This window comes from Streptomyces sp. NPDC050997, from assembly GCF_040660135.1.
Lineage (GTDB): Bacteria > Actinomycetota > Actinomycetes > Streptomycetales > Streptomycetaceae > Streptomyces.
The window spans coordinates 46,062-65,248 of sequence record NZ_JBFAGK010000033.1; the positions used below are offsets into that span (position 1 = coordinate 46,062).

General features: G+C 70.9%; 17 protein-coding genes. 9 read left to right on the forward strand and 8 right to left on the reverse strand.

Annotation, left to right across the window (positions count from 1 at the left end; all coding sequences use genetic code 11):
• Nucleotides 1–113: 113 nt before the first annotated feature.
• Nucleotides 114–371, reverse strand: a complete 258-nt coding sequence (locus AB0H86_RS41470; RefSeq protein WP_362451024.1) for a hypothetical protein — start codon at nt 369–371, stop codon at nt 114–116.
• A 157-nt stretch (nt 372–528) separates the two neighbouring features.
• The gene (locus AB0H86_RS41475) at nt 529–1,092 is read right to left on the reverse strand and encodes a DUF6082 family protein (RefSeq protein WP_362451026.1); all 564 of its coding nucleotides are present in this window, start codon (nt 1,090–1,092) and stop codon (nt 529–531) included.
• 335 nt (nt 1,093–1,427) lie between these two features.
• Between AB0H86_RS41475 and AB0H86_RS41480 the strand changes: the two genes are divergently transcribed.
• Nucleotides 1,428–2,282 carry an SDR family oxidoreductase gene (locus AB0H86_RS41480; RefSeq protein WP_362451028.1) on the forward strand — a complete coding sequence of 285 codons (855 nt, stop codon included), beginning with the start codon at nt 1,428–1,430 and terminating at the stop codon, nt 2,280–2,282.
• 174 nt (nt 2,283–2,456) lie between these two features.
• Nucleotides 2,457–3,605, forward strand: a complete 1,149-nt coding sequence (rarD, locus tag AB0H86_RS41485; RefSeq protein WP_362451030.1) for an EamA family transporter RarD — start codon at nt 2,457–2,459, stop codon at nt 3,603–3,605.
• A 211-nt stretch (nt 3,606–3,816) separates the two neighbouring features.
• Here rarD and AB0H86_RS41490 read toward each other — a convergent pair whose 3' ends face one another.
• On the reverse strand, nt 3,817–4,404 hold the full coding sequence (locus AB0H86_RS41490) for a CGNR zinc finger domain-containing protein (protein ID WP_362451064.1): 588 nt from the start codon (nt 4,402–4,404) through the stop codon (nt 3,817–3,819).
• A gap of 93 nt (nt 4,405–4,497) precedes the next feature.
• Here AB0H86_RS41490 and AB0H86_RS41495 point away from each other — a divergent pair, with 93 nt between their 5' ends.
• Nucleotides 4,498–4,965 (forward strand): VOC family protein, encoded by a 468-nt coding sequence (locus tag AB0H86_RS41495; protein ID WP_362451032.1) that lies wholly within the window; start codon nt 4,498–4,500, stop codon nt 4,963–4,965.
• A gap of 146 nt (nt 4,966–5,111) precedes the next feature.
• Complete coding sequence (locus AB0H86_RS41500; protein ID WP_362451035.1) at nt 5,112–6,062, forward strand: M28 family metallopeptidase; 951 nt, start codon at nt 5,112–5,114, stop codon at nt 6,060–6,062.
• Nucleotides 6,063–6,137: 75 nt separating this feature from the next.
• On the opposite strand, the gene AB0H86_RS41505 is transcribed toward AB0H86_RS41500, so the two are convergent.
• Complete coding sequence (locus tag AB0H86_RS41505) at nt 6,138–7,715, reverse strand: tetratricopeptide repeat protein (protein ID WP_362451038.1); 1,578 nt, start codon at nt 7,713–7,715, stop codon at nt 6,138–6,140.
• 258 nt (nt 7,716–7,973) lie between these two features.
• Here AB0H86_RS41505 and AB0H86_RS41510 point away from each other — a divergent pair, with 258 nt between their 5' ends.
• From AB0H86_RS41510 to AB0H86_RS41520, 3 genes are all read left to right on the forward strand, one after another.
• Nucleotides 7,974–8,492, forward strand: coding sequence for a DUF6668 family protein (locus AB0H86_RS41510; protein WP_362451066.1), 519 nt, complete (start codon nt 7,974–7,976; stop codon nt 8,490–8,492).
• A gap of 65 nt (nt 8,493–8,557) precedes the next feature.
• Nucleotides 8,558–9,700, forward strand: a complete 1,143-nt coding sequence (locus AB0H86_RS41515) for an amidase (RefSeq protein WP_362451068.1) — start codon at nt 8,558–8,560, stop codon at nt 9,698–9,700.
• Nucleotides 9,701–9,806: 106 nt separating this feature from the next.
• Nucleotides 9,807–10,391, forward strand: a complete 585-nt coding sequence (locus AB0H86_RS41520) for an NAD(P)H-dependent oxidoreductase (RefSeq protein ID WP_362451040.1) — start codon at nt 9,807–9,809, stop codon at nt 10,389–10,391.
• Nucleotides 10,392–10,430: 39 nt separating this feature from the next.
• Here AB0H86_RS41520 and AB0H86_RS41525 read toward each other — a convergent pair whose 3' ends face one another.
• From AB0H86_RS41525 to AB0H86_RS41540, 4 genes are all read right to left on the reverse strand, one after another.
• Nucleotides 10,431–11,420 (reverse strand): ABC transporter permease, encoded by a 990-nt coding sequence (locus tag AB0H86_RS41525; protein ID WP_362451043.1) that lies wholly within the window; start codon nt 11,418–11,420, stop codon nt 10,431–10,433.
• Nucleotides 11,407–12,393 carry an ABC transporter ATP-binding protein gene (locus tag AB0H86_RS41530; RefSeq protein ID WP_362451046.1) on the reverse strand — a complete coding sequence of 329 codons (987 nt, stop codon included), beginning with the start codon at nt 12,391–12,393 and terminating at the stop codon, nt 11,407–11,409. The genes AB0H86_RS41525 and AB0H86_RS41530 overlap by 14 nt, the downstream gene beginning before the upstream one ends.
• A 100-nt stretch (nt 12,394–12,493) precedes the next feature.
• The gene (locus AB0H86_RS41535; RefSeq protein WP_362451049.1) at nt 12,494–13,702 is read right to left on the reverse strand and encodes a sigma-E factor regulatory protein RseB domain-containing protein; all 1,209 of its coding nucleotides are present in this window, start codon (nt 13,700–13,702) and stop codon (nt 12,494–12,496) included.
• Nucleotides 13,703–14,005: 303 nt separating this feature from the next.
• Nucleotides 14,006–15,016, reverse strand: a complete 1,011-nt coding sequence (locus AB0H86_RS41540; RefSeq protein ID WP_362451051.1) for a polyprenyl synthetase family protein — start codon at nt 15,014–15,016, stop codon at nt 14,006–14,008.
• A gap of 206 nt (nt 15,017–15,222) precedes the next feature.
• Here AB0H86_RS41540 and AB0H86_RS41545 point away from each other — a divergent pair, with 206 nt between their 5' ends.
• On the forward strand, nt 15,223–16,725 hold the full coding sequence (locus AB0H86_RS41545; RefSeq protein ID WP_362451053.1) for a peptide MFS transporter: 1,503 nt from the start codon (nt 15,223–15,225) through the stop codon (nt 16,723–16,725).
• An 18-nt stretch (nt 16,726–16,743) separates the two neighbouring features.
• Nucleotides 16,744–18,738 (forward strand): CocE/NonD family hydrolase, encoded by a 1,995-nt coding sequence (locus AB0H86_RS41550; RefSeq protein WP_362451056.1) that lies wholly within the window; start codon nt 16,744–16,746, stop codon nt 18,736–18,738.
• Nucleotides 18,739–19,187: the final 449 nt, after the last annotated feature.

Consider the following 19,187-nt stretch of genomic DNA (forward strand, 5'->3'; position numbering starts at 1 on the left):
GGGCCTCTCCCCGATGTCCCTGACGCTGACCACATGTCAGGAATGTCCCACTGAGCTCAGCTCGGCGTTTCGCGACTGATGGCAAAGGGGGCGCACGGATGCACCGCCCGTCGTCACACGTCGGGGATGTCCCTCTTGGCGCGGATCAAGGTCTCACGGCTGATGACCACGATCCGTTCGTGGTCGGCGCGAGCCGCGTCGGCGGGCAGCTGGGGGTCCAGCGCGGCCGTGGCCTCGGTGCCGATGACAGCGAAATTGCCGTCACTCAGCTCGAAGAGGTCCGGGCAGGTCTCCGAGGTCTGACTGCCCCTCAGCTTGGGCGGGTCCCCGATGCGACGGACGACGTAGGGGACAGGGAATTCGCGGGGCACTCGGAGCCTCTTTACCACCCGGTGACAGTCCGGTCACGCTATCAAGATCCTCTACGGCGAACCCCGCCTTCGACACTCTTGACGGGAAGAATTCCCTTCGTTCGCCCCGCGCCGGCCTTCACCGTTGACGCACTTGGCGGCAGCGCGGCGGCACCCGTCAGGCAGGCGGTTCGACGATGGCCGACGGCCCCACGATCCACCACTCCTCGGGGTCCTCGGCAAGCTCCTCCATCATGACGTCGACCGCCGCGCCGACCTGCGCCTCCACCGAGTCGGCGGGGATGCTTCGCCGATGCTCGACCGTACGGTCCCAGTACTCCGCGAAGACGGCGTTGCGGCACAGAACGCGCAGATGGCCGAGGAGTTCGTCCCAGCCGCACGCCCCGATGCGATGGGCCAGCAGCAGGGATCCGTACTGCCGGTTGGCGAAGAGCAGTTGGCGTCGCTTGCCCTCGCTCAGGCCGGTCAGGGTGCTCGACGCGTCGGCCAGGGAGGGGTCGTCGATCGTCCGGTTCATCTGGTCCACCGTGAGGCGGTACTGCTGAATCAGGTTCGCCCGGTGAATCTCCTCGGTCATCACTTCGAGCTGCCGCAGCAGCGCCAGAAGGACGTCCTGCCGGCGCCTGCGGCGAGTTCCCCAGGCGAGAGGTGTCCGTAAGAAGCCCAGCCCCGCCACTACCGCAGAACCGATACTGCGCGCGGCCAGATTCCGTGTGGCCATGTCAAGGCATCCCCCTGGATCCGGTATCCGTGCGCCGAACGGTGGCTCGCGAGCCGGTCGCACAGTGGGCGTAGAACTCCACATCTCAGCATGCCCGGGGACTCAGGTCGGCACGGGAGGCGGAGAGGGGGCGCATGGATGGACGTGAGGCTTGGGCCGACCCGCGGCCTGACATACGTGTGCCCCACAGGCGCCACCCGCGGGGCGCGCGAAGGGTGCACGGAGGGGGCGCGGAGGGGGCGCACGGAGGGGTACTTACTTCAAAGTGGGTACTTTCGAAGAGTTAGCGCACACCCTAGGGTTAGCGACAACGCACCCCATAAGGAGTCTTCATCATGAGCATCGTCGTCACCGGAGCCACCGGCCACCTGGGCCGTCATGTCGTGGAGCAACTGCTGGAGAAGGTTCCGGCAGACCAGATCACCGCGGTCGTCCGCACCCCCGAGAAGGCCGCCGACCTCGCGGCGCGCGGTGTGAAGATCGCGCTCGCCGACTACAACACCCCCGCCTCCTTCGACGGGCTGTTCGCGGCCGGCGACAAGGTACTGCTCGTCTCGGGCAACGAGTTCGACAAGGGCCGCGTCCAGCAGCACCAGGTCGTCATAGCCGCCGCGAAGTCGGCCGGTGTGGCGCTGCTCGCGTACACCAGCGCCCCCGGCACCCTGACCGCCGCGCTGGCCGACGACCACCACGGCACCGAGGAGGCGCTCACGGCCTCCGGCGTGCCGTACGCGCTGCTGCGCAACGGCTGGTACCACGAGAACTACACCGAGAGCCTCGCCCCGGTGCTGGAGCACGACGCGGTCGTGGCCGCGGCCGGAGAGGGCCGGGTCTCCTCCGCCTCGCGCGCCGACTACGCGGCCGCGGCGGTCGCCGTACTGACCGGCGAGGGGCACGAGAACAAGACGTACGAGCTGGGCGGCGACGAGGCGTGGAGCTTCGCCGAGTACGCGGCCGAGCTGAGCCGGCAGACCGGCAGGGAGATCGCCTACAACTCCGTCTCCGTCGAGGCCCTCACCGGGATCCTGACCGGCGCCGGGCTGCCCGAGCCGCTCGCCGCGGTCATCGCCGCCGTGGACGCGTCCATCGAGAAGGGCGAGCTGGTCGTGTCCACGGGCGACCTCTCCCGGCTGACCGGCCGTCCGACCACCCCGTTCTCCGAGGCGATCGCGGCCGCACTCAAGGGCTGACGGTCACCACTTCCCGGCAGGGCCCGGCGCGTCGGTCCGGGCCACACCCGCGTCCCTCCCGTCCATGCCCACCCGCCCCCGTTCGTCATGACCGTATGCCGATACGGGCATGACAGGCGGAGGCCCCCGGCGCTACCTTCTTGCAGGCGAGGTTGTCCGCGAGAGGGAGGGTCCGTGGCCGGGACGTCGAAGGGTGAGCAGCGGATAGGTCTGCTGAACGGCATCGCGGCGTACGGGATGTGGGGGCTCGTGCCCCTCTTCTGGCCCCTGCTGAAGCCGGCCGGAGCGGTCGAGATCCTCGCCCACCGGATGGTGTGGTCCCTGGCCTTCGTCGCCGTCGCACTGGTCGTGGTGCGGCGCTGGGCATGGGTCGGTGAGCTGCTGCGGCAGCCGCGCAGGCTGGGGCTGATCGCGGTGGCCGCGGCCGTCATCACCGTGAACTGGGGCGTCTACATCTGGGCTGTGAACGCGGGTCACGTGGTCGAGGCCTCGCTCGGGTACTTCATCAACCCCCTCGTCACCATCGCGATGGGCGTCCTCATCCTGAAGGAACGGCTGCGGCCCGTGCAGTGGGCGGCGGTCGGCATCGGTTTCGCCGCCGTCCTCGTGCTCGCCGTCGGGTACGGGCAGCCGCCGTGGATCTCCCTGACCCTCGCCTTCTCCTTCGCCACGTACGGCCTGGTGAAGAAGAAGGTCAATCTGGGGGGCGTGGAATCGCTGGCCGCGGAGACCGCGATCCAGTTCCTGCCCGCGCTCGCCTACCTGCTGTGGCTGGGCTCGCGGGGGGACGCCACCTTCGCCTCCGAGGGCGCGGGGCACGCGGCCCTACTCGCCGCGACCGGCATCGTCACCGCGATCCCCCTCGTCTGCTTCGGCGCCGCCGCGATCCGTGTCCCGCTGTCCACGCTGGGGCTGCTGCAGTACCTCGCGCCGGCCTTCCAGTTCCTGCTCGGCATCCTCTATTTCCACGAGGCCATGCCGCCCGAGCGCTGGGCCGGGTTCGCGCTGGTCTGGCTGGCGCTGACGCTGCTCACATGGGATGCCCTGCGCACCGCCCGCCGCGCCGCCCGCACGCTCAGGGCCGAGACCGGCGGGCCCGGCACCACCATGCCGACAGCGACAGGCACGGCAGGTGCCGCCCGGAACGCGGACAGCGTCATCTCCGGACGCAAGCCGCGGGCCGTGGAACCGGCGGCCCCGGAACGGTTGGACTCGACGCCGCTGGACTCGGTGCCGATGAACTCAACGCCGCTGGACTCGACGCCGCCGGCTCCAGAACCGTTGGGCTCGGAGCCGCTGGGCCCCTCCGCCGCCAAGCCGTAGACGGCGGTCACCGCCGAGAGTCCGATCGATCGCCGAGACGAACCACGCGGCGCTGGGCGGCAGCCCGCCCGGCCACGCCCGCCCAGCCACGCCCGCCCGCCCGGCCAGGCCCCGCGTCGGCCACCCCGTCCGCTCGCGGCGAGCGTCAGTGACCCGCACGCCGACGCGAGCCTCTCGTGCGCGCTGCTCCTGCCTGCCGGACGGCCGTCGGTCAGCTCTCCTGGGCGGGCTGCCGCGACCGGAACGCCCGCGCCTTCGCCCGGTTCCCGCAGTGCTCCATCGCGCACCAGCGGCGGCGGCCCGGGCGGGAGGTGTCGACGAACAGCAGAGAGCAGTTGTGGGAGCCGCATTCCCTGACGCGGTCGGCGTACGGGCCGGTGAAGAGGTCGATCGCGTCCCGGGCGACCGTCGACAGGAGCTGGGTGCCCGTGGCGCCCGGGGCCCAGCCGCGGGTGCCGTCCGGGACGATACGGGGGGCCAGCGGGGGCTCGGCGGCGGCCGCGTTGACGGTGTCGAGGTGGGACGGCTGGAGCGGGCGGCCGTGGGCGCGGTCCGCGGCGAGTTGGAAGAGGGTGTCGCGAAGCTCGCGCGCCCGTACCAACTCCCCTTCTGTGACGGCGAGTTCAAGCCCGAGTTCATGCCGGTCCGATAGTCGGCTCCGGCCCGCCCAGGTCACCAGGTCGGCCGGCGTGTGCAGTACCTCGAACCGCGCGAACTCACCCGGTCCGCCTGTCGTCACCAGTTCCAGGCAGAGGGCGCCCGGATCGAAGTGGAAGGCCTTGCCGCCGGACGAGACCAGGGTCAGGCCCGGAGGATCGACGGGGGTGGCCGGTCGTCGCCGTCCCGGCGTTTCCGTTGCGCGCTCGCTCACGTAACCAGTATAAGTGGTTATATGACTCAGACCACACCCAGCCCCGTGCACTGGAAGCTCGTCATCGACGCCGGTGATCCGCACGCGCAGGCCGACTTCTGGGCCGCCGCGCTCGGCTACCAGGTCGAGGACAACGGCGCGCTCATCGAGAAGCTGCTGAACCTCGGGGCCGCGCCGGCCGAGCTGACCGTCGAGTCACACGGCCGCCGCGCCTGGCGGGACCTGATCGCCGTACGGCATCCCGACGACCCGTACGACAAGGAGAGCGGGACCGGGCTGGGGCGGCGGCTGCTGTTCCAGCGGGTGCCGGAGGCGAAGACGGTCAAGAACCGGCTCCATCTCGACCTGCACCCCGGCGAGGGACGGCGCGCGGGCGAGGTCGAGCGGCTGACGGGACTCGGGGCGAGTGTGCTGCGGGAGGTGAAGGAACCAGGGGGCGAATGGGTGGTGATGGCGGATCCGGAAGGGAACGAGTTCTGCGTGCACTGAGCGCACAAAACGATCAGCACTGACCGGAATTGCTCCGCTTGTGATCCGCTATACGAACAGCGCTGACCAAATTGTGCTCTTGACGGAACATCAGCCTCAGCTTCACCATCGGGCACCCATTCCCTCAGGAATACGGAGCCCCCCACATGAAGCTCTCGGTTCCCGGACGCGCCGCGGCCACCGCAGTCGTCACCGCCGTCTCGCTCCTGGCCGGCGGATCGATCGCCGGCGCGGCCCCCGCGGCCGGACCGGCGCTAGCCGCCGCGCCCGACATCTCCGTGGCCAACGTCAAGGCACATCTCACGCAGTTGCAGTCCATCGCCACCGCCAACGGCGGCAATCGCGCACACGGCCGCGCCGGCTACAAGGCCTCCCTCGACTATGTGAAGGCCAGACTGGACGCCGCCGGATTCACCACGACGATCCAGCAGTTCACGTCCTCCGGCCGGGTCGGCTACAACCTGATCGCCGACTGGCCGGGCGGGGACACCAACCAGGTCGTCATGGCGGGCTCGCACCTGGACAGCGTCACGGCCGGCGCGGGCATCAACGACAACGGGTCCGGATCGGCGGGGATCCTGGAGACCGCGCTCGCGGTCTCCCGGGCGAACTTCCAGCCCACCAAGCACCTGCGGTTCGCCTGGTGGGGCGCCGAGGAGCTGGGGATGGTGGGCTCCCGGTACTACGTCAACAGCCTTGCCACCGCTGACCGTTCACGGATCAGCGGATACCTGAACTTCGACATGATCGGCTCGCCGAACCCCGGGTACTTCGTCTACGACGACGACCCGGCCATCGAGAAGACGTTCAAGACGTACTTCACCGGGCTCGGTGTGCCGACGGAGGTCGAGACCGAGGGCGACGGCCGCTCCGACCACGCGCCCTTCAAGAACGTGGGCGTGCCGGTGGGCGGGCTGTTCAGCGGCGCCGACTACATCAAGACGGCGGCGCAGGCGGCCAAGTGGGGCGGGACCTCGGGGCTGGCGTTCGACCGCTGCTACCACTCGTCGTGCGACACGACGGCCAACATCAACGACACGGCGCTGGACCGCAACAGCGACGCGATCGCGTACGCGGTGTGGGAGTTGTCGGCGTAGCTGTGCGTTCGTGCTGGTGCCGTGGCAGGCAAGGCAACATCGCCTGCCGCGGCACCAGCGGCCCCGGATGGGCGGTCAGTCGCTGTCGCGGGCGCGGTCGGTGAGGCGGCCCATACGGGCCTGGGCCTTCTCCAACTGCTCGATGTCGTCGGCGGCGGGGCCCTCCTCGGATGTGAGCTCGGTCCACAGGGCGATCAGGGCGTGACCCAGGTCCAGCCCCTCGCGCGGGTCGCGTACGGCACGCCAGGCCGTGAAGGCGCTCTGCACATTGCCGTACGCGGCCTCCTCGTCCCGTGCGCGATGGTGGACATGGGCCAGGTCCAGGGAGAGGTGGAAGGCTCGGACCGGGTCGTCGGCCAAGTAGGCGATGTAGGCGGTCAGTTCACGCAGCCGCAGCACTTCGAGGTGCTCCGGCCCCAAGGTCTCCGAGGCCTGCGCCACGGTCTGCTCCGCCAACTCCGCCGCGGCCTCTGTGCGCCCCGCCTTCACCTCCTCGTTGATGCGTCCCATCGGCTCGGCGAGCAACGCGGGCATGGCGTCGTCACCGGGCGCGGTGAGGGGGCCGTCCCCGAGAACGGCCTCGGCCACGGCGTCGAAGCCGCGGGGCGGGGTGGGTTTGGGGGCGGGGTCGTCGGCGGGGTCGGGGGCGAGGAGCGGTGCGGGTGTGCGGGCAGGCGTTCGCACGGGCGCGGGGGCGGAGATGGGGGCGGGCGGGGCAATGCGCGGGCGCTCCGGCTCGCGCCCGGGGGCCGACAGGGGGCCGCTCTCCGGTGCCGACGCGGGGGGTGTGTCCATCACGGGCGGCGGGCCGAACACCCCTGTCGGGGCGGCGGCCGTCCCGGGGGCCGAGGTCTGGGGCGGCTGCGGTAGCGATTGCGGCTGCGGTAGCGCGCGTAGGGCGAACGTCGGTGGGGCCTCGTCGTCGGGCGTTGTCTCGTCGAGAACTGCCTGGTCGGGAACAGCCCCCTCGGGCACGGCCCCCTCGGGCGCGGCATCGCCCGGCAGGGTCCGCATCCGAAACGTGGGCGCCTCGTCCCCCACGGGCTCCGCCGCCTCCCGCGGCAGATCCGTGGGACTGTCGTACTGCGCCCACTGCGGCCGTACGGTGGCCGCGGGCGGGTCGGACGGCAGCGGCGGGGCGGGCACGTCGGACGCCGGCGCGGGCCAGTCGGTGTCCTCCGCCGCGGGTGCCTCCGGCCAGACGGGTGACCGCAGCGGCGCCGGCCCTGACGCCGCCGACTCCCCCGGAACCTCCCGCTCGCCCCGCTCGCCCGCCGGATCCATCCGCACCGGATCCGCACTGAAGTCGCTCGCCCCGTTCGGGGTGACCCGGAGGGGGACGACGTAGCCGATGCGGGTGTCGTGGACGGTGGCCAGGACGGTGTGACCGGTGGCGAGGGCGATGCGGTGGAGGTGGTTCAGGACGGCCTGCTGGATCTCCTCGCCGGGAGCCGCGACGACCCGGACGCCGCCGACGGAGGCGCAGCCGGGGCCGCCGTCGCCGGGGACGCGGACCTCGATCGGCACCGCCGAGGCGGCCGGGCGCCCGGCCCGCTGATGGTCCCCCTGGTAGTCCCGCTGGTGGTCCCGCTGGCGGTCCCACTGCTGGTCCCCCCGGTGGTCCCGCTTCTTGTCACGGCTGAGTCGAGACATCGGTTCCCTCACTCGGATGCGTCGGAGAGTCGCCGGACAGCGCGTTCGGGTTCAATGGTGCTCCCTACTGCCGTCGGACTCCGTCCCCATCGGCAAGATCCGGTCGTACACGTACTGTCGAGTCTCTCCGCTCGCCCACGATTCTCACGTCACTGTGCCGTCACAGCCTCGTTCCAGGAACTCACACCTCGTCAGAGGCCGTCCCGGATGCCGTGCGCGCCGTCGGGTAGGAACGGGTGACCAGGAAGGATCATGCAGATGGGGACAGGTATGCGGACGGACGCAGCACTCGGACCGGAGATCTGGATCCGCGGGCCCGTGCCCGCACCGGAGCCGGTCCCGCCGGAGCTCGCCCACGCCTCCGCCTCCCCCCGACGCTACTCCTTCGTCGGCACCCACGGCGGCGCCGGCACCTCCACCCTCGCGACCGTCTACGGCGGTGACGACTGCGGACGCGACTGGCCGGGCCCCGCCGCCCCGAGGTCCGTCCTGCTCGTCGCGCGTACCCATGCGGCCGGCCTGCGCTCCGCGCTGCGCACCCTGGAGGCCTTCCGGCACGGCGAGGCCCCGCCCGGCCTCGATCTCGACGCGGTCGTGCTGGTCGCGGACGCGCCCGGACGGCTGCCGCGTCCACTCGCCCAGCGGATCAAGGTGATCGAGTCGGCGATCGACGTGTATCGCGTGCCCTGGGTGTCCGCCTGGCGCCTGGGCGACCTGACCGGACCTCCGCCCCGCGAGACGGCTGCGCTGGCCCGCCTCACCGCCGCCACCGCGTGACCCACGCCCGTCGCGTCTCCCCGTCCGGCTCCTATTCCGGCTCCGCGTCCCTCTTCGTCGAGCGGATCGTCTCCGCCGAGCGGATCGCCGCCGCCGTACGGTCGCGCGCCCTGTCCGCGGTCGATGTGGTCGCCGTGACACTGGAGCGGATCCGGCGGGCCGAGCCGGTCCTCTGCGCGTTCGCCGAGGTGTGGGAGGAGGCCGCCCCGGGGTGGGCGCGTGAGGTGGACGCCCGGGTCGCCGCGGGGGAGATGCTTCCGCTGGCCGGCGTTCCGATCGGAGTGAAGGGGCGGCACGGGCTGCGTACGGCGGGCCCGCTGCTCGCGGCCGGGTGCGTGGCCGTGGGTGCCACCTCCGTCCCCGGACCCGGAACTCCCTGGCAGACCTGGGGACTCGGCGCTCACGGCCGTACTGTCAACCCCTGGCGGGCCGACCGCACCCCGGGCGGTTCCTCGGCCGGGTCCGCGGCGGCGGTGGCGGCGGGGCTGGTGCCGCTGGCGACCGGCAGCGACGGGGCGGGCTCGGTGCGGATCCCAGCGGCATGGTGCGGTGTGATCGGGCTGAAGGTCACCAACGGCCGGTTGCCCACGGCCGACCGTACGGGACTCACCGCCCCCGGCGTCCTGACCCGGCACGCGGCGGACGCGGCGGCGTACTGGCGGGTGATGGACGGGGCGGCGCCACATCCGGGCACCCACTCTGCCGCGCCACCCCCGTCCGCTGTCTGGTCCCCCGCCCTCGGCTTCGCCGACCCCGACCCCGACCCCGACATCGTGGCGATCGCCCACGCCGCGGCCGTACGTCTCGCGGACTCCGGCGCCGTACGCCTCGTCCCACCACGCACCGAGCTTCGTCTCGAAGACCCGGCGCCCGCCTGGCTCGCGCTGCGCACGGCCGGTGCGGATCTCGCCGTCGCTCACCGCGTCCGGGCGGCGAACGACCGGAGTCTGGACGCGTTCTTCGCCGACGCGGAGTTGCTGCTGACGCCGACCACCCCCATCCCACCGCACGGGCACGAAGGGCCGGGCGAGCGTTTCTCCACAGCTCTGACCTGGGCGTTCAACCTGAGTGGGCATCCGGCGGTCAGTGTTCCCGCGGGGTTCGGGGCGGACGGCTGCCCGGTCGGGCTGCAGCTTGTGGCACCGCGTGGGCGGGAGGATCTGCTGCTTCGGACACTCGACGGCACGACGACTGATTGCGCTTATTGATTGCACGCACATAAGATGCGTACGCATGCAAGCTCCGGAAGCATGCGCGATGCGAGCGCGATGCGAGCGCACACAGCTGACGACCGTCGATCGCTGGGGGACCCCTATGACACGCCGTTTCCTGTTCGTCCTGGGCAGCGCCCGCCAGGACGGCAACACCGAGCTGCTGGCCCGCCGGGCCGCCGAACAGCTCCCCGCGGACGTCGAGCAACGGTGGATCGACCTCGCCGGGCATCCCCTCCCCGACTTCGAGGACCTGCGGCACGACAGCGACCACACCCGCCCCACCGAGGGCAACCTGGCGCTGCTGCTCGACGCCACGCTCGCGGCGACGGACCTCGTGATCGCGTCCCCGCTGTACTGGTACGCCGTCTCCGCCCACACCAAGCGCTACCTGGACCACTGGTCGGGCTGGCTGCGCACCCCCGGCCTGGATTTCAAGGCCACGCTGGCCGGGCGCACCCTCTGGGGCGTCACCGCGCTCGCACACGAGGAGGGCGAGGTGGCCGACCCGCTGGTCGGCACGCTCAGCAACTCGGCCGCGTACATGGGGATGCGGTTCGGCGGAGTCCTGCTCGGCAACGGCAGCAAGCCCGGTGACGTACTGAACGACGCCGAGGCACTGGCCCGAGCCAAGACCTTCTTCGCCCAGGAGCCGCCTCTCGCACGCTTCCCGTACGAGGCCGAATGACCCCGAGGGCCGGTCTGACACGGGAATTGCCAGACAGGCCTAGGACGTCACGTCCTTCGCCGTGAAGCGGGCCCAGGCCGCCGAGCCGAACACCGCCGCGTACAGGGCCTGGAGGCCGAGGTTCTTCACCAGGTCGTCCCAGTACACCGGGTCGCGCATGAGGTCGGCGAAGGACAGCCAGTAGTGGGAGAAGAAGTACGGCTGGAGCGCGTGGAGTTGGGGGATCTGGTCGAGGATCTGGATGGTGATCAGCAGACCCACGGTGGTCGCCATCGCCGCGATGCCGCTGCTGGTCAGGGTGGAGACGAACAGGCCCAGGGCGGCCACGCCGATCAGTGACGCGGCGACGACCAGGGCGATCAGCAGGGCCCTGCCGAGGCCGTCGGCGAAGCCGATCCGGGTGCCGGAGATCGTGATCAGGTCGCCGAGCGGGAAGAGCAGCGCCCCGACCGTCAACGCCGAGACCGCGACCACCAGGGTGGCGACCAGACAGAAGACCATCACCGTCGCGTACTTGGTGAGGAGGAGGCGGCTGCGGCCGGCGGGGGCGACCAGGAGGTAGCGCAGGGTGCCCGCGTTGGCCTCGCCGGCGATCGCGTCGCCCGCGATGACGCCGATCGCCATCGGCAGGAAGAACGGGAGTGTCGCCGCGAGCGCGGTGAAGACCAGGAACAGACCGTTGTTGGTGATCTGCGCGATGAACGCCGGACCTCCGCCGCCGCCCGGACCGGTCGACGAGCCGTCACTGGTCTCCATCTTCACGGCGATCCCGACCAGGATCGGCACGGCCGCCAGCACCCCGAGCAGCGCGAGCGTGCGCCAGCGCCGGAAGGTGGTCAGCAGTTCGTTGCGGAAGAGCCCCAGGGTCCACAGCGCACGAGGAGTGCGTACGGCCGCGGTCGGCGCGGTGTCGGACCGTCCGATCCCCGCCCGCTCCGCCCCCGGCCTCTCGGCTTCAGCCCGCTCCACCTCAGCGCGCTGAACCTCAGCCCGCTCGACCTCAGCCCGCTCGACCTCAGCCCGCGACATCGAAGCCCTCCCCCGTCAGTGCCACGAACGCGTCCTCCAGGGAGGCCCGTTCGAGGCCGAAGCCGCGGACCCGGACGCCCGCCGTCACCAGCGCCGCGTTCACGTCGGCGAGATCGCGGTCCGGTGGCTCGGCGGTCACCCGGTCGTCCGTGACGACCACGTCCGAGGCCCCCTGTTCCTTCAGTACCCGTGCCGCCTCTCCCGTGTCCGGGGTGGTCACGGCCAGCCGGCCGCGGGTGCCCGCCGCCAGGTCCGCCACCAGGCCCTGGATGATCAGGCGGCCCTGCGCCATCACGGCCGCGTGGGTGCAGACCTGCTCGATCTCGTCGAGCAGGTGCGAGGAGAGGAAGACGGTCGTGCCGTCGGAGGCCAGCTCCCGGATCAGGGAGCGGATCTCGCGCATGCCCTGCGGGTCGAGGCCGTTGGTCGGCTCGTCGAGGACGAGCAGCTTGCGCGGCTGGAGCAGGGCGGCCGCGAGACCGAGGCGCTGTTTCATGCCCAGCGAGTACGCCTTCGCCTTCTTGCCGGCGGCGGCCGCGAGCCCCACCCGGTCCAGTGCCGCCGCGACACGGGTCGCCCGGGTGCGCGGGTCGGCGGTCGGGTCGGCGGCGTCGTACCGCGTCAGGTTCTGGCGGCCGGAGAGGAAGCCGTAGAGAGCCGGGCCTTCGATGAGGGCGCCGACGTGCGGGAGTACGGCGCGCGAGGAGCGCGGCATCGGGCGGCCCAGGACCCTGGCCGCACCCGAGGTGGGCTCGATGAGGCCCATCAGCATGCGGATGGTGGTGGTCTTGCCGGAGCCGTTCGGACCGAGGAAGCCGAAGACGCTGCCCGCCGGGACGGTCAGGTCGAGACCGTCGACGGCGAGTTGTCCGCCGCGATAGCGCTTGGTGAGCGCGCGGGTGTGGATGACGCTGTCATCCACACCCGGGGGATCCGGCTCGGACTCCGGTTCCGTGGCGGACGTTTCGCCCATCGGCTCCCTCGATTCGTCGTGCGCGTACGGTACTGGCCGCGTGCGCGTACGGTACTGACCCGCGTGCGCGTACGGTACTCACTTCGTACGCGTACGGGCCTTACCGCCCCGCGTCGGCCGCCTTCACCAGGGCGGCCTTGTCGACCGCGCCGACGTAGACCTTGCCGTCGTCGGTGATCAGGGCGTTGACCAGGCGGGTCGAGAAGACCGTGCCCGAGCCGAACTTGCCGGTGACCTTGTCGCCGAGCGAGCCGAGGAAGCCGCCGAGGTCGCCGCCCGCGGAGCCGCTGGGCATGCCCTCGCCGCCGGTCTCGAAGACGGCGACGGAGTTCCAGCCCTTGCCGATGACCTTGAGGCCGTCGAGGCCCTTGCCGAGGTCCTCCTCGGGCTTGGCGCCCGCCGAGTCGTGCGCGCCCTTCTCTATGGTGTCGCCCTCGGTCACCTTCGCGCCCTTGGGCGGGGTGAAGTCGAAGGTGGAGGCGGCCGGCTCGGTGAAGCCGACCTGGGTGAAGCCCGCGTCCACGACGGCGGCGCCGCCGCTCGACGGGGTCAGTGTGAACTTCAGCGGCAGCCCGGTCTTCGAGTCCACGGCCACGGTGATCTGGCCGACGGTGGAGCCGGAGTCCTTGGGCTTGATGACGAGGCGGTAGGCGTCGCGGCCCGCGACCTGCGCGGTGCCGTCGACGGTCACCGCGGTGGTGTCGTCGACCGCCTTGAGGGCCTCCTCGGTGAGGTCCTTGGGCGTGGCCGGGACGTCCCGCTCCTTCTCGGCCGCCGCGTCGTCGGACGCGGTGGAGTGGTAGACCTCGTTCGACTTGCTGTCGTAGCCCCAGACGTCCTTGCCGTTGTGGATCAGGCTGTACTCGGAGCCGCTCTCCAGCAGCGACAGCTTCTGCCGGTCCGGGCCATCGGCCGCGACGCGCAGCGTGTGAGTGCCGGACGCGAGCTCGGTGAGCTTGGTCGACGGGTCGGCGGAGGAGCCGTCGCCCTTGCCCGACTCCATCGCGCCGGAGGCCAGACCGCTCTCCAGGCCGCCGAGGTCGGGCAGTCCGAGATCCGTGGTGATCTTCACCGTCCCGGACAGCTGCTGTACGTCCGACGCGGCGATCTTCTCGATGAGTTCCTGTGCGCTGATCTTCGGCAGGTCGGGATCGCCGGAGTCGGCGAGTGCGGGGACGAGGCCGATGGTCGCCGCCGCCACCCCCACCACCGCGACCGGGACGACGTACCGCGCGGCCTTGCGCCGCCGCGGGTACCTGTCGTCGACCTCCGCGGCAGTCGTGCTGTCGTCGGACTCATACGGTGCCATGTGTGCCTTACCTCCGTCGTCGGCGGCGGCTGTGCGACTCCCCTGTGTCCACCCCGTAGCCGCCATTCTCACCCGAATCGGTGAGGAGTGGTGTTTTTCCGTGGTGTCCATCTGACCAAATCGACGGGGATGATGCGTCAACCCGCGGGCTCAACTCCACGTACACCTCCGGTATGACACACGGAGGCGGCGCCTCCCCATGACCCCTAGGGGTTGTGGGGAGGCGCCGCCTCGGGGTGGGTCCGAATCAGCGGCCCGCGAACGACGTACGTCACCATCCGCGGTTGGGCCGATGGTGCGTCACTAACCCGCTCGGTGGACCACCGCGTCGCACATCTCCATGAGCGCCAGCTTCGCGTCGCACTCCCGCAGCGGGGCCAGCGCGGAGCGGGCGTCCTCCGCGTAGCGGACCGTGTCACGGCGGGCCTGTTCCAGCGCCGGGTGCGCGCGCAGGCCGGCCAGCGCCTCCGCGTGCCGTTCGTCGTCGGTGAGGTCGGAGTCCAGCAGCTCGCTCAGGGCGATGTCCTCGGCCAGGCCCAGCCGGGCCGCCCGTTCACGCAGCCGCAGGACCGGCAGGGTCGGGATGCCCTCGCGCAGGTCGGTGCCCGGGGTCTTGCCGGACTCGTGGGAGTCGGACGCGATGTCCAGGACGTCGTCCGAGAGCTGGAAGGCGACGCCCAGCCGCTCGCCGTACTGCGTCAGCACGTCGACCACCGTCTCGTCGGCGCCCGACATCATCGCCCCGAAGCGGCACGACACCGCCACCAGCGATCCCGTCTTGCCGCCGAGGACGTCGAGGTAGTGCTCGACCGGGTCCCGGCCGTCCTGGGGGCCGGCGGTCTCCAGGATCTGCCCGGTGACCAGGCGTTCGAACGCCTCGGCCTGGACCCGGACCGCCTCGGGCCCGAGGTCGGCCAGGATGTGCGAGGCGCGCGCGAACAGGAAGTCACCGGTGAGGACGGCGACCGAGTTGCCCCAGCGGGTGTTCGCGCTGTCCACCCCGCGCCGCACGTCGGCCTCGTCCATCACGTCGTCGTGGTACAGCGTCGCCAGGTGGGTCAGCTCCACCACCACCGCCGACGGCACGATGCCCGGCGCATAGGGATCCCCGAACTGGGCGGCGAGCATCACGAGCAACGGCCGGAACCGCTTTCCGCCCGCCCGCACCAGATGCTGGGCGGCCTCCGTGATGAAGGGGACCTCACTCTTGGTGGCTTCGAGCAGTCCCGCCTCGACAGCCGCCAATCCGGCCTGGACATCGGCTTCCAGAGCCTTGTCCCGCACGCTCAGCCCGAACGGCCCGACGACGGTCACGAGGGGTCTCCTGTCTGCTGGTGTCTACTGGCGATACACGGTTTGTCGATAGGTCGCTGACATCACTCAAGTCAGCGTATCCGGTCATGTTTCGATCACCGATAGCGCCCACCGGTCCAGGCCAGGCGGTATTGGATCATGCCCGGTATGTTTTTGATCACTTGAAAAGAACGGATACCTATCGATTTACATGGAAGTAGTGAAGCGTGCCCCGAACCACCGTCGACGTCGCGTCCGGCGATAAACCGTCGCCCGAGGACGACCACGCCTTCTTCGGCCAGCCCAAGGGCCTGCTCACCCTCTCCGGTCTCGAGGTCTGGGAACGCTTCTCGTTCCTCGGCATGCAGGCCATCCTCGTCCTCTACTTCGCGGACACGGTCGCACATGGCGGCCTGGGCATGTCGGCCGGGACGGCCGCCTCCGTCTCCGCCGCCTACGGGACGCTCGTCTACCTCGTCTCCGTCGCCGGCGGCTGGCTCGCCGACCGCATCCTCGGCTCGTACCGTGCGGTGCTGTGGGGCGGCGTCCTGATCGCCTGCGGCCACTACGCCATGGCCGTGCCCACGGCCGCCATGACCTGGGTGGGTCTGGGTCTGATCAGCGCCGGCACGGGTCTGCTGAAGCCCAACGCGGCCACCCTGGTCGGCAAGCTCTACGCCACCGACGACGACCGCCGTGACGCCGGCTTCGCGCTCTACTACATGGCGATCAACATCGGCGCCTTCGCGGGCCCGCTGATCACCGGCTGGCTCGGCGACCACCAGGGCTGGCACTGGGGCTTCTCGGCGGCGGCGATCGGCATGACGTTCGGGCTGATCCAGTACGTCCTGGGACGCCGCCACCTGGCCGGACGCCGGAAGGCGGCCGCGTTCGCCCTCGCGCCCGACGCGCTGCGCCGCGCGGTCCGGCTGATCGTGGCCGGGGTCGTGGCCGTCGCGGTGCTCGCGACCGCCCTCGCCATGGCCGGCCTGCTCACCATGGCCGGCTTCGTCGACCTGCTCACCCTGGTCTCGGTGATCGCCCCGGTCGTGTACTTCGCGGTGATGTTCAAAAGCCCCCGCGTGACTGACGGGGAACGCGGCCGACTGCGCCCGTACGTCGTGCTCTTCCTCGCCTCCACCGCCTTCAACTTCATCCTGTTCCAGGCGTACTCGACGATGATGCTGCTGGCCGCGTCGAACGCCGAGACGACCATCCTCGGCTTCGACTTCCCCGCCAGTTGGTACGCTTCCGCGCTCGGCGCCTTCGAGGTCGCTCTGGCGCCCGTGGTCGCCGCGCTCTGGGTCCGCATGGGCCGCGGCCAGCCGCACGCCTCCAACAAGATCGCGATCGGGGTCGTGCTGGGCGGAGTGTCCTTCCTGCTGATGGCCCTGCCCACCTCCGGACACGCCTCCGACGACTACCTGATGTCCGCCTGGTGGATCGTCGGCTCGTACCTGCTGCTCGGCCTCGGCGACATCCTGCTGGAGACCTCCGGCATGTCGGCCACCAGCAAGCTCGCCCCGGCCGCCTTCTCCAGCCAGACCATGTCGCTCTGGATGCTGTCCCTCGCGCTCGCCAACGGCATCCAGGCCCAGACGGTGAAGCTCTACGACGACATATCCAAGCAGGCCTACTTCGGCGTCAACGGCGCGATCGCGGTGGCCGCGGGCCTGGCCGTGATGGCCGCCGCGCCCTGGCTGCGCCGCACCATGCACCCAGTCCACTGAACTCACGAGGTCACCCTCATGCACATCCGTACGTCCTTCCCCTACGAGACGACCCACGAGGACCTCCGCATCCCACTGGCGGACGGGACCCTCCTCTACGCGCGCGTGTGGCGTCCCCTGACGGACGAACCAGTACCCGCGATCCTCGAATACCTGCCCTACCGGCTGACCGACTGGACCGCGCCCCGCGACTGGCAACGCCATCCCTGGTACGCGGGCCACGGTTACGCCTCCGTACGAGTGGACGTCCGCGGCCACGGCAACAGCGAGGGCATTCCAGGCGACGAGTACTCCGCCACCGAGCTGGCCGACGGCGTCGAGGTCGTCAACTGGCTGGCGGCGCAGCCCTGGTGCGACGGTGGGGTCGGCATGTTCGGCATCTCCTGGGGCGGCTTCAACTCCCTCCAGATCGCGGCCCTCGCGCCCGAGCCGCTCAAGGCGGTCGTCACCGTCTGCTCCACCGACGACCGCTATGACAACGACGTGCACTACATGGGAGGTTCCGTCCTCGCGGTGGACATGCACGCCTGGGCGGCCACCATGCTCGCCTTCGTGTCACGGCCACCGGACCCGCGGTACGCCGGGGAGGCATGGCGTCAGATGTGGCTGGAGCGCCTGGAGGAGGTCGACCCCTTCATCCACACCTGGCTCGACCACCAGACCCGGGACCGCTACTGGCGCCACGGCAGCGTCTGCGAGGACTACGGCGCGATCGACGCGGCCGTGCTGGCGGTGGGCGGCTGGCACGACCCGTACCGCGACACCGTGCTCAGGCTCGTCGAACACCTGCCGCCCGACCGGGTGCGCGGCCTGATCGGCCCCTGGTCCCACCAGTATCCCGACCGCGGTCTGCCGCCCGGCCCCGCGATCGGCTTCCTCCAGGAGACCCTGCGCTGGTGGGACCACTGGCTGAAGGGAAAGCACACGGGCGTACTTGACGAGCCCCTCCTGCGTGCCTACGTCAGCGACTCGCACCCCCCTGCCACGGTCTACGACACCCTGCCCGGCCGCTGGGTCGGCGAGCCCGCCTGGCCCTCCCCGCACGTCACGCCCGTGTCATACGTCCTTCAGGGCGTCCCGCGTCTGGTCCGCTCCCCGCAGCACACCGGCATCGACGCCGGCCGTTTCTTTCCGTTCGGGAACGACGCCGACCTGCCGCCGGACCAGCGGGAGGAGGACGCGCGGTCGGTGTGCTTCGAGTTCGAGGTGGGCGAGGAGACCTGGGTGCTGGGGCGGCCGAGGGTGCGGCTCAGGCTGAGCTCCGAGGTGCCGCGCGGCCAGGTGATCGCCCGGGTCTGCGATGTCGCCCCGGACGGCTCCTCGACCCTGGTCACCCGGGGCGTGCTGAACCTGTCCGCACGCCAGGGGCGGGACCGGGCGGTGCCGTGGGAGCCGGGTGCCACGGAGGACGTCGAGTTCGAGCTGAACGGCATCGGCCACGTCTTCCCGGTCGGCCACCGCATCCGGCTGGCCGTCTCCTCCGCGTACTGGCCGTGGATCTGGCCGCAGCCGGAATCGGCGGCGGGCTTCACCCTGGACCCGGCCGGCAGCGTGCTCGAACTGCCGGTGCGTGAGCGCGAGACCGACGGATCGGTCGTCTTCGAGGAACCGGAGCAGTCCGAGCCGCTCGGCGTCGCCCACCCCGTCACCCTGGACGAGCCGCGCCCGGAGCGGCTGGTCGTGCGGGACGTGGCCAAGGGCGAGTGGCGGCTGGAGGTCGATCCGCGCTACGGCGGCACCCGGGTGTATCCCGACGGGCTGGAGTTCTCCGAGGACGCCCTGGAGACGTACACGATCGACGAGGCGGACCCCCTGTCGGCCCGCGCCCGCTCCAACTGGTCGGTCCGGCTGCACCGGCCGGAGCTCGGCTGGGAGGCCACGGTGCGCACCCGCTCGGAGCTCACCTGTGACGGCGAGGACTTCCACACCTCGAACGAGGTGATCTGCACGGACGGCGGCGAGGTGGTCTTCCACCGGACCTGGGAGAAGCGGATCCCACGGACTGCCGGTTGACTATGAGTTGGGCTCATTGCCCTATTTGCCGCTCTTGCGCTCGACCGTGAGTTGGGTCACTCGCGGCCGAGCACGCTCCGGCTGGCACATCTTCACGCTTTCCTTACGCTTCACGCCAGTTGAGTGTTGGCAAGAGCAAAGGATCAAGCACCCCATACGCCTCAGGCCAAGGTCAATAGGGATGATGTGTGAATCCACTACTTGTTTCGGACATGTGCTCTCGCATACGTTCCCGGCCTGTCGGGCGGACGCCGAATCCTGCCGCCGCCCATAGACACACCCATCGACGAACACCGCACGGCAGGAGCGGGGGACCCAGGTAAGCTGCCGATCCGGATGTTTCAGGACATTCCGGTACGGGCGGCCCCGTGCCCGACACGTTCCGCTCCGTGCCCATCGAGGACCGGGTCATGTACCACTACCGCGACAACCGTGAGCGGATCGCGAAC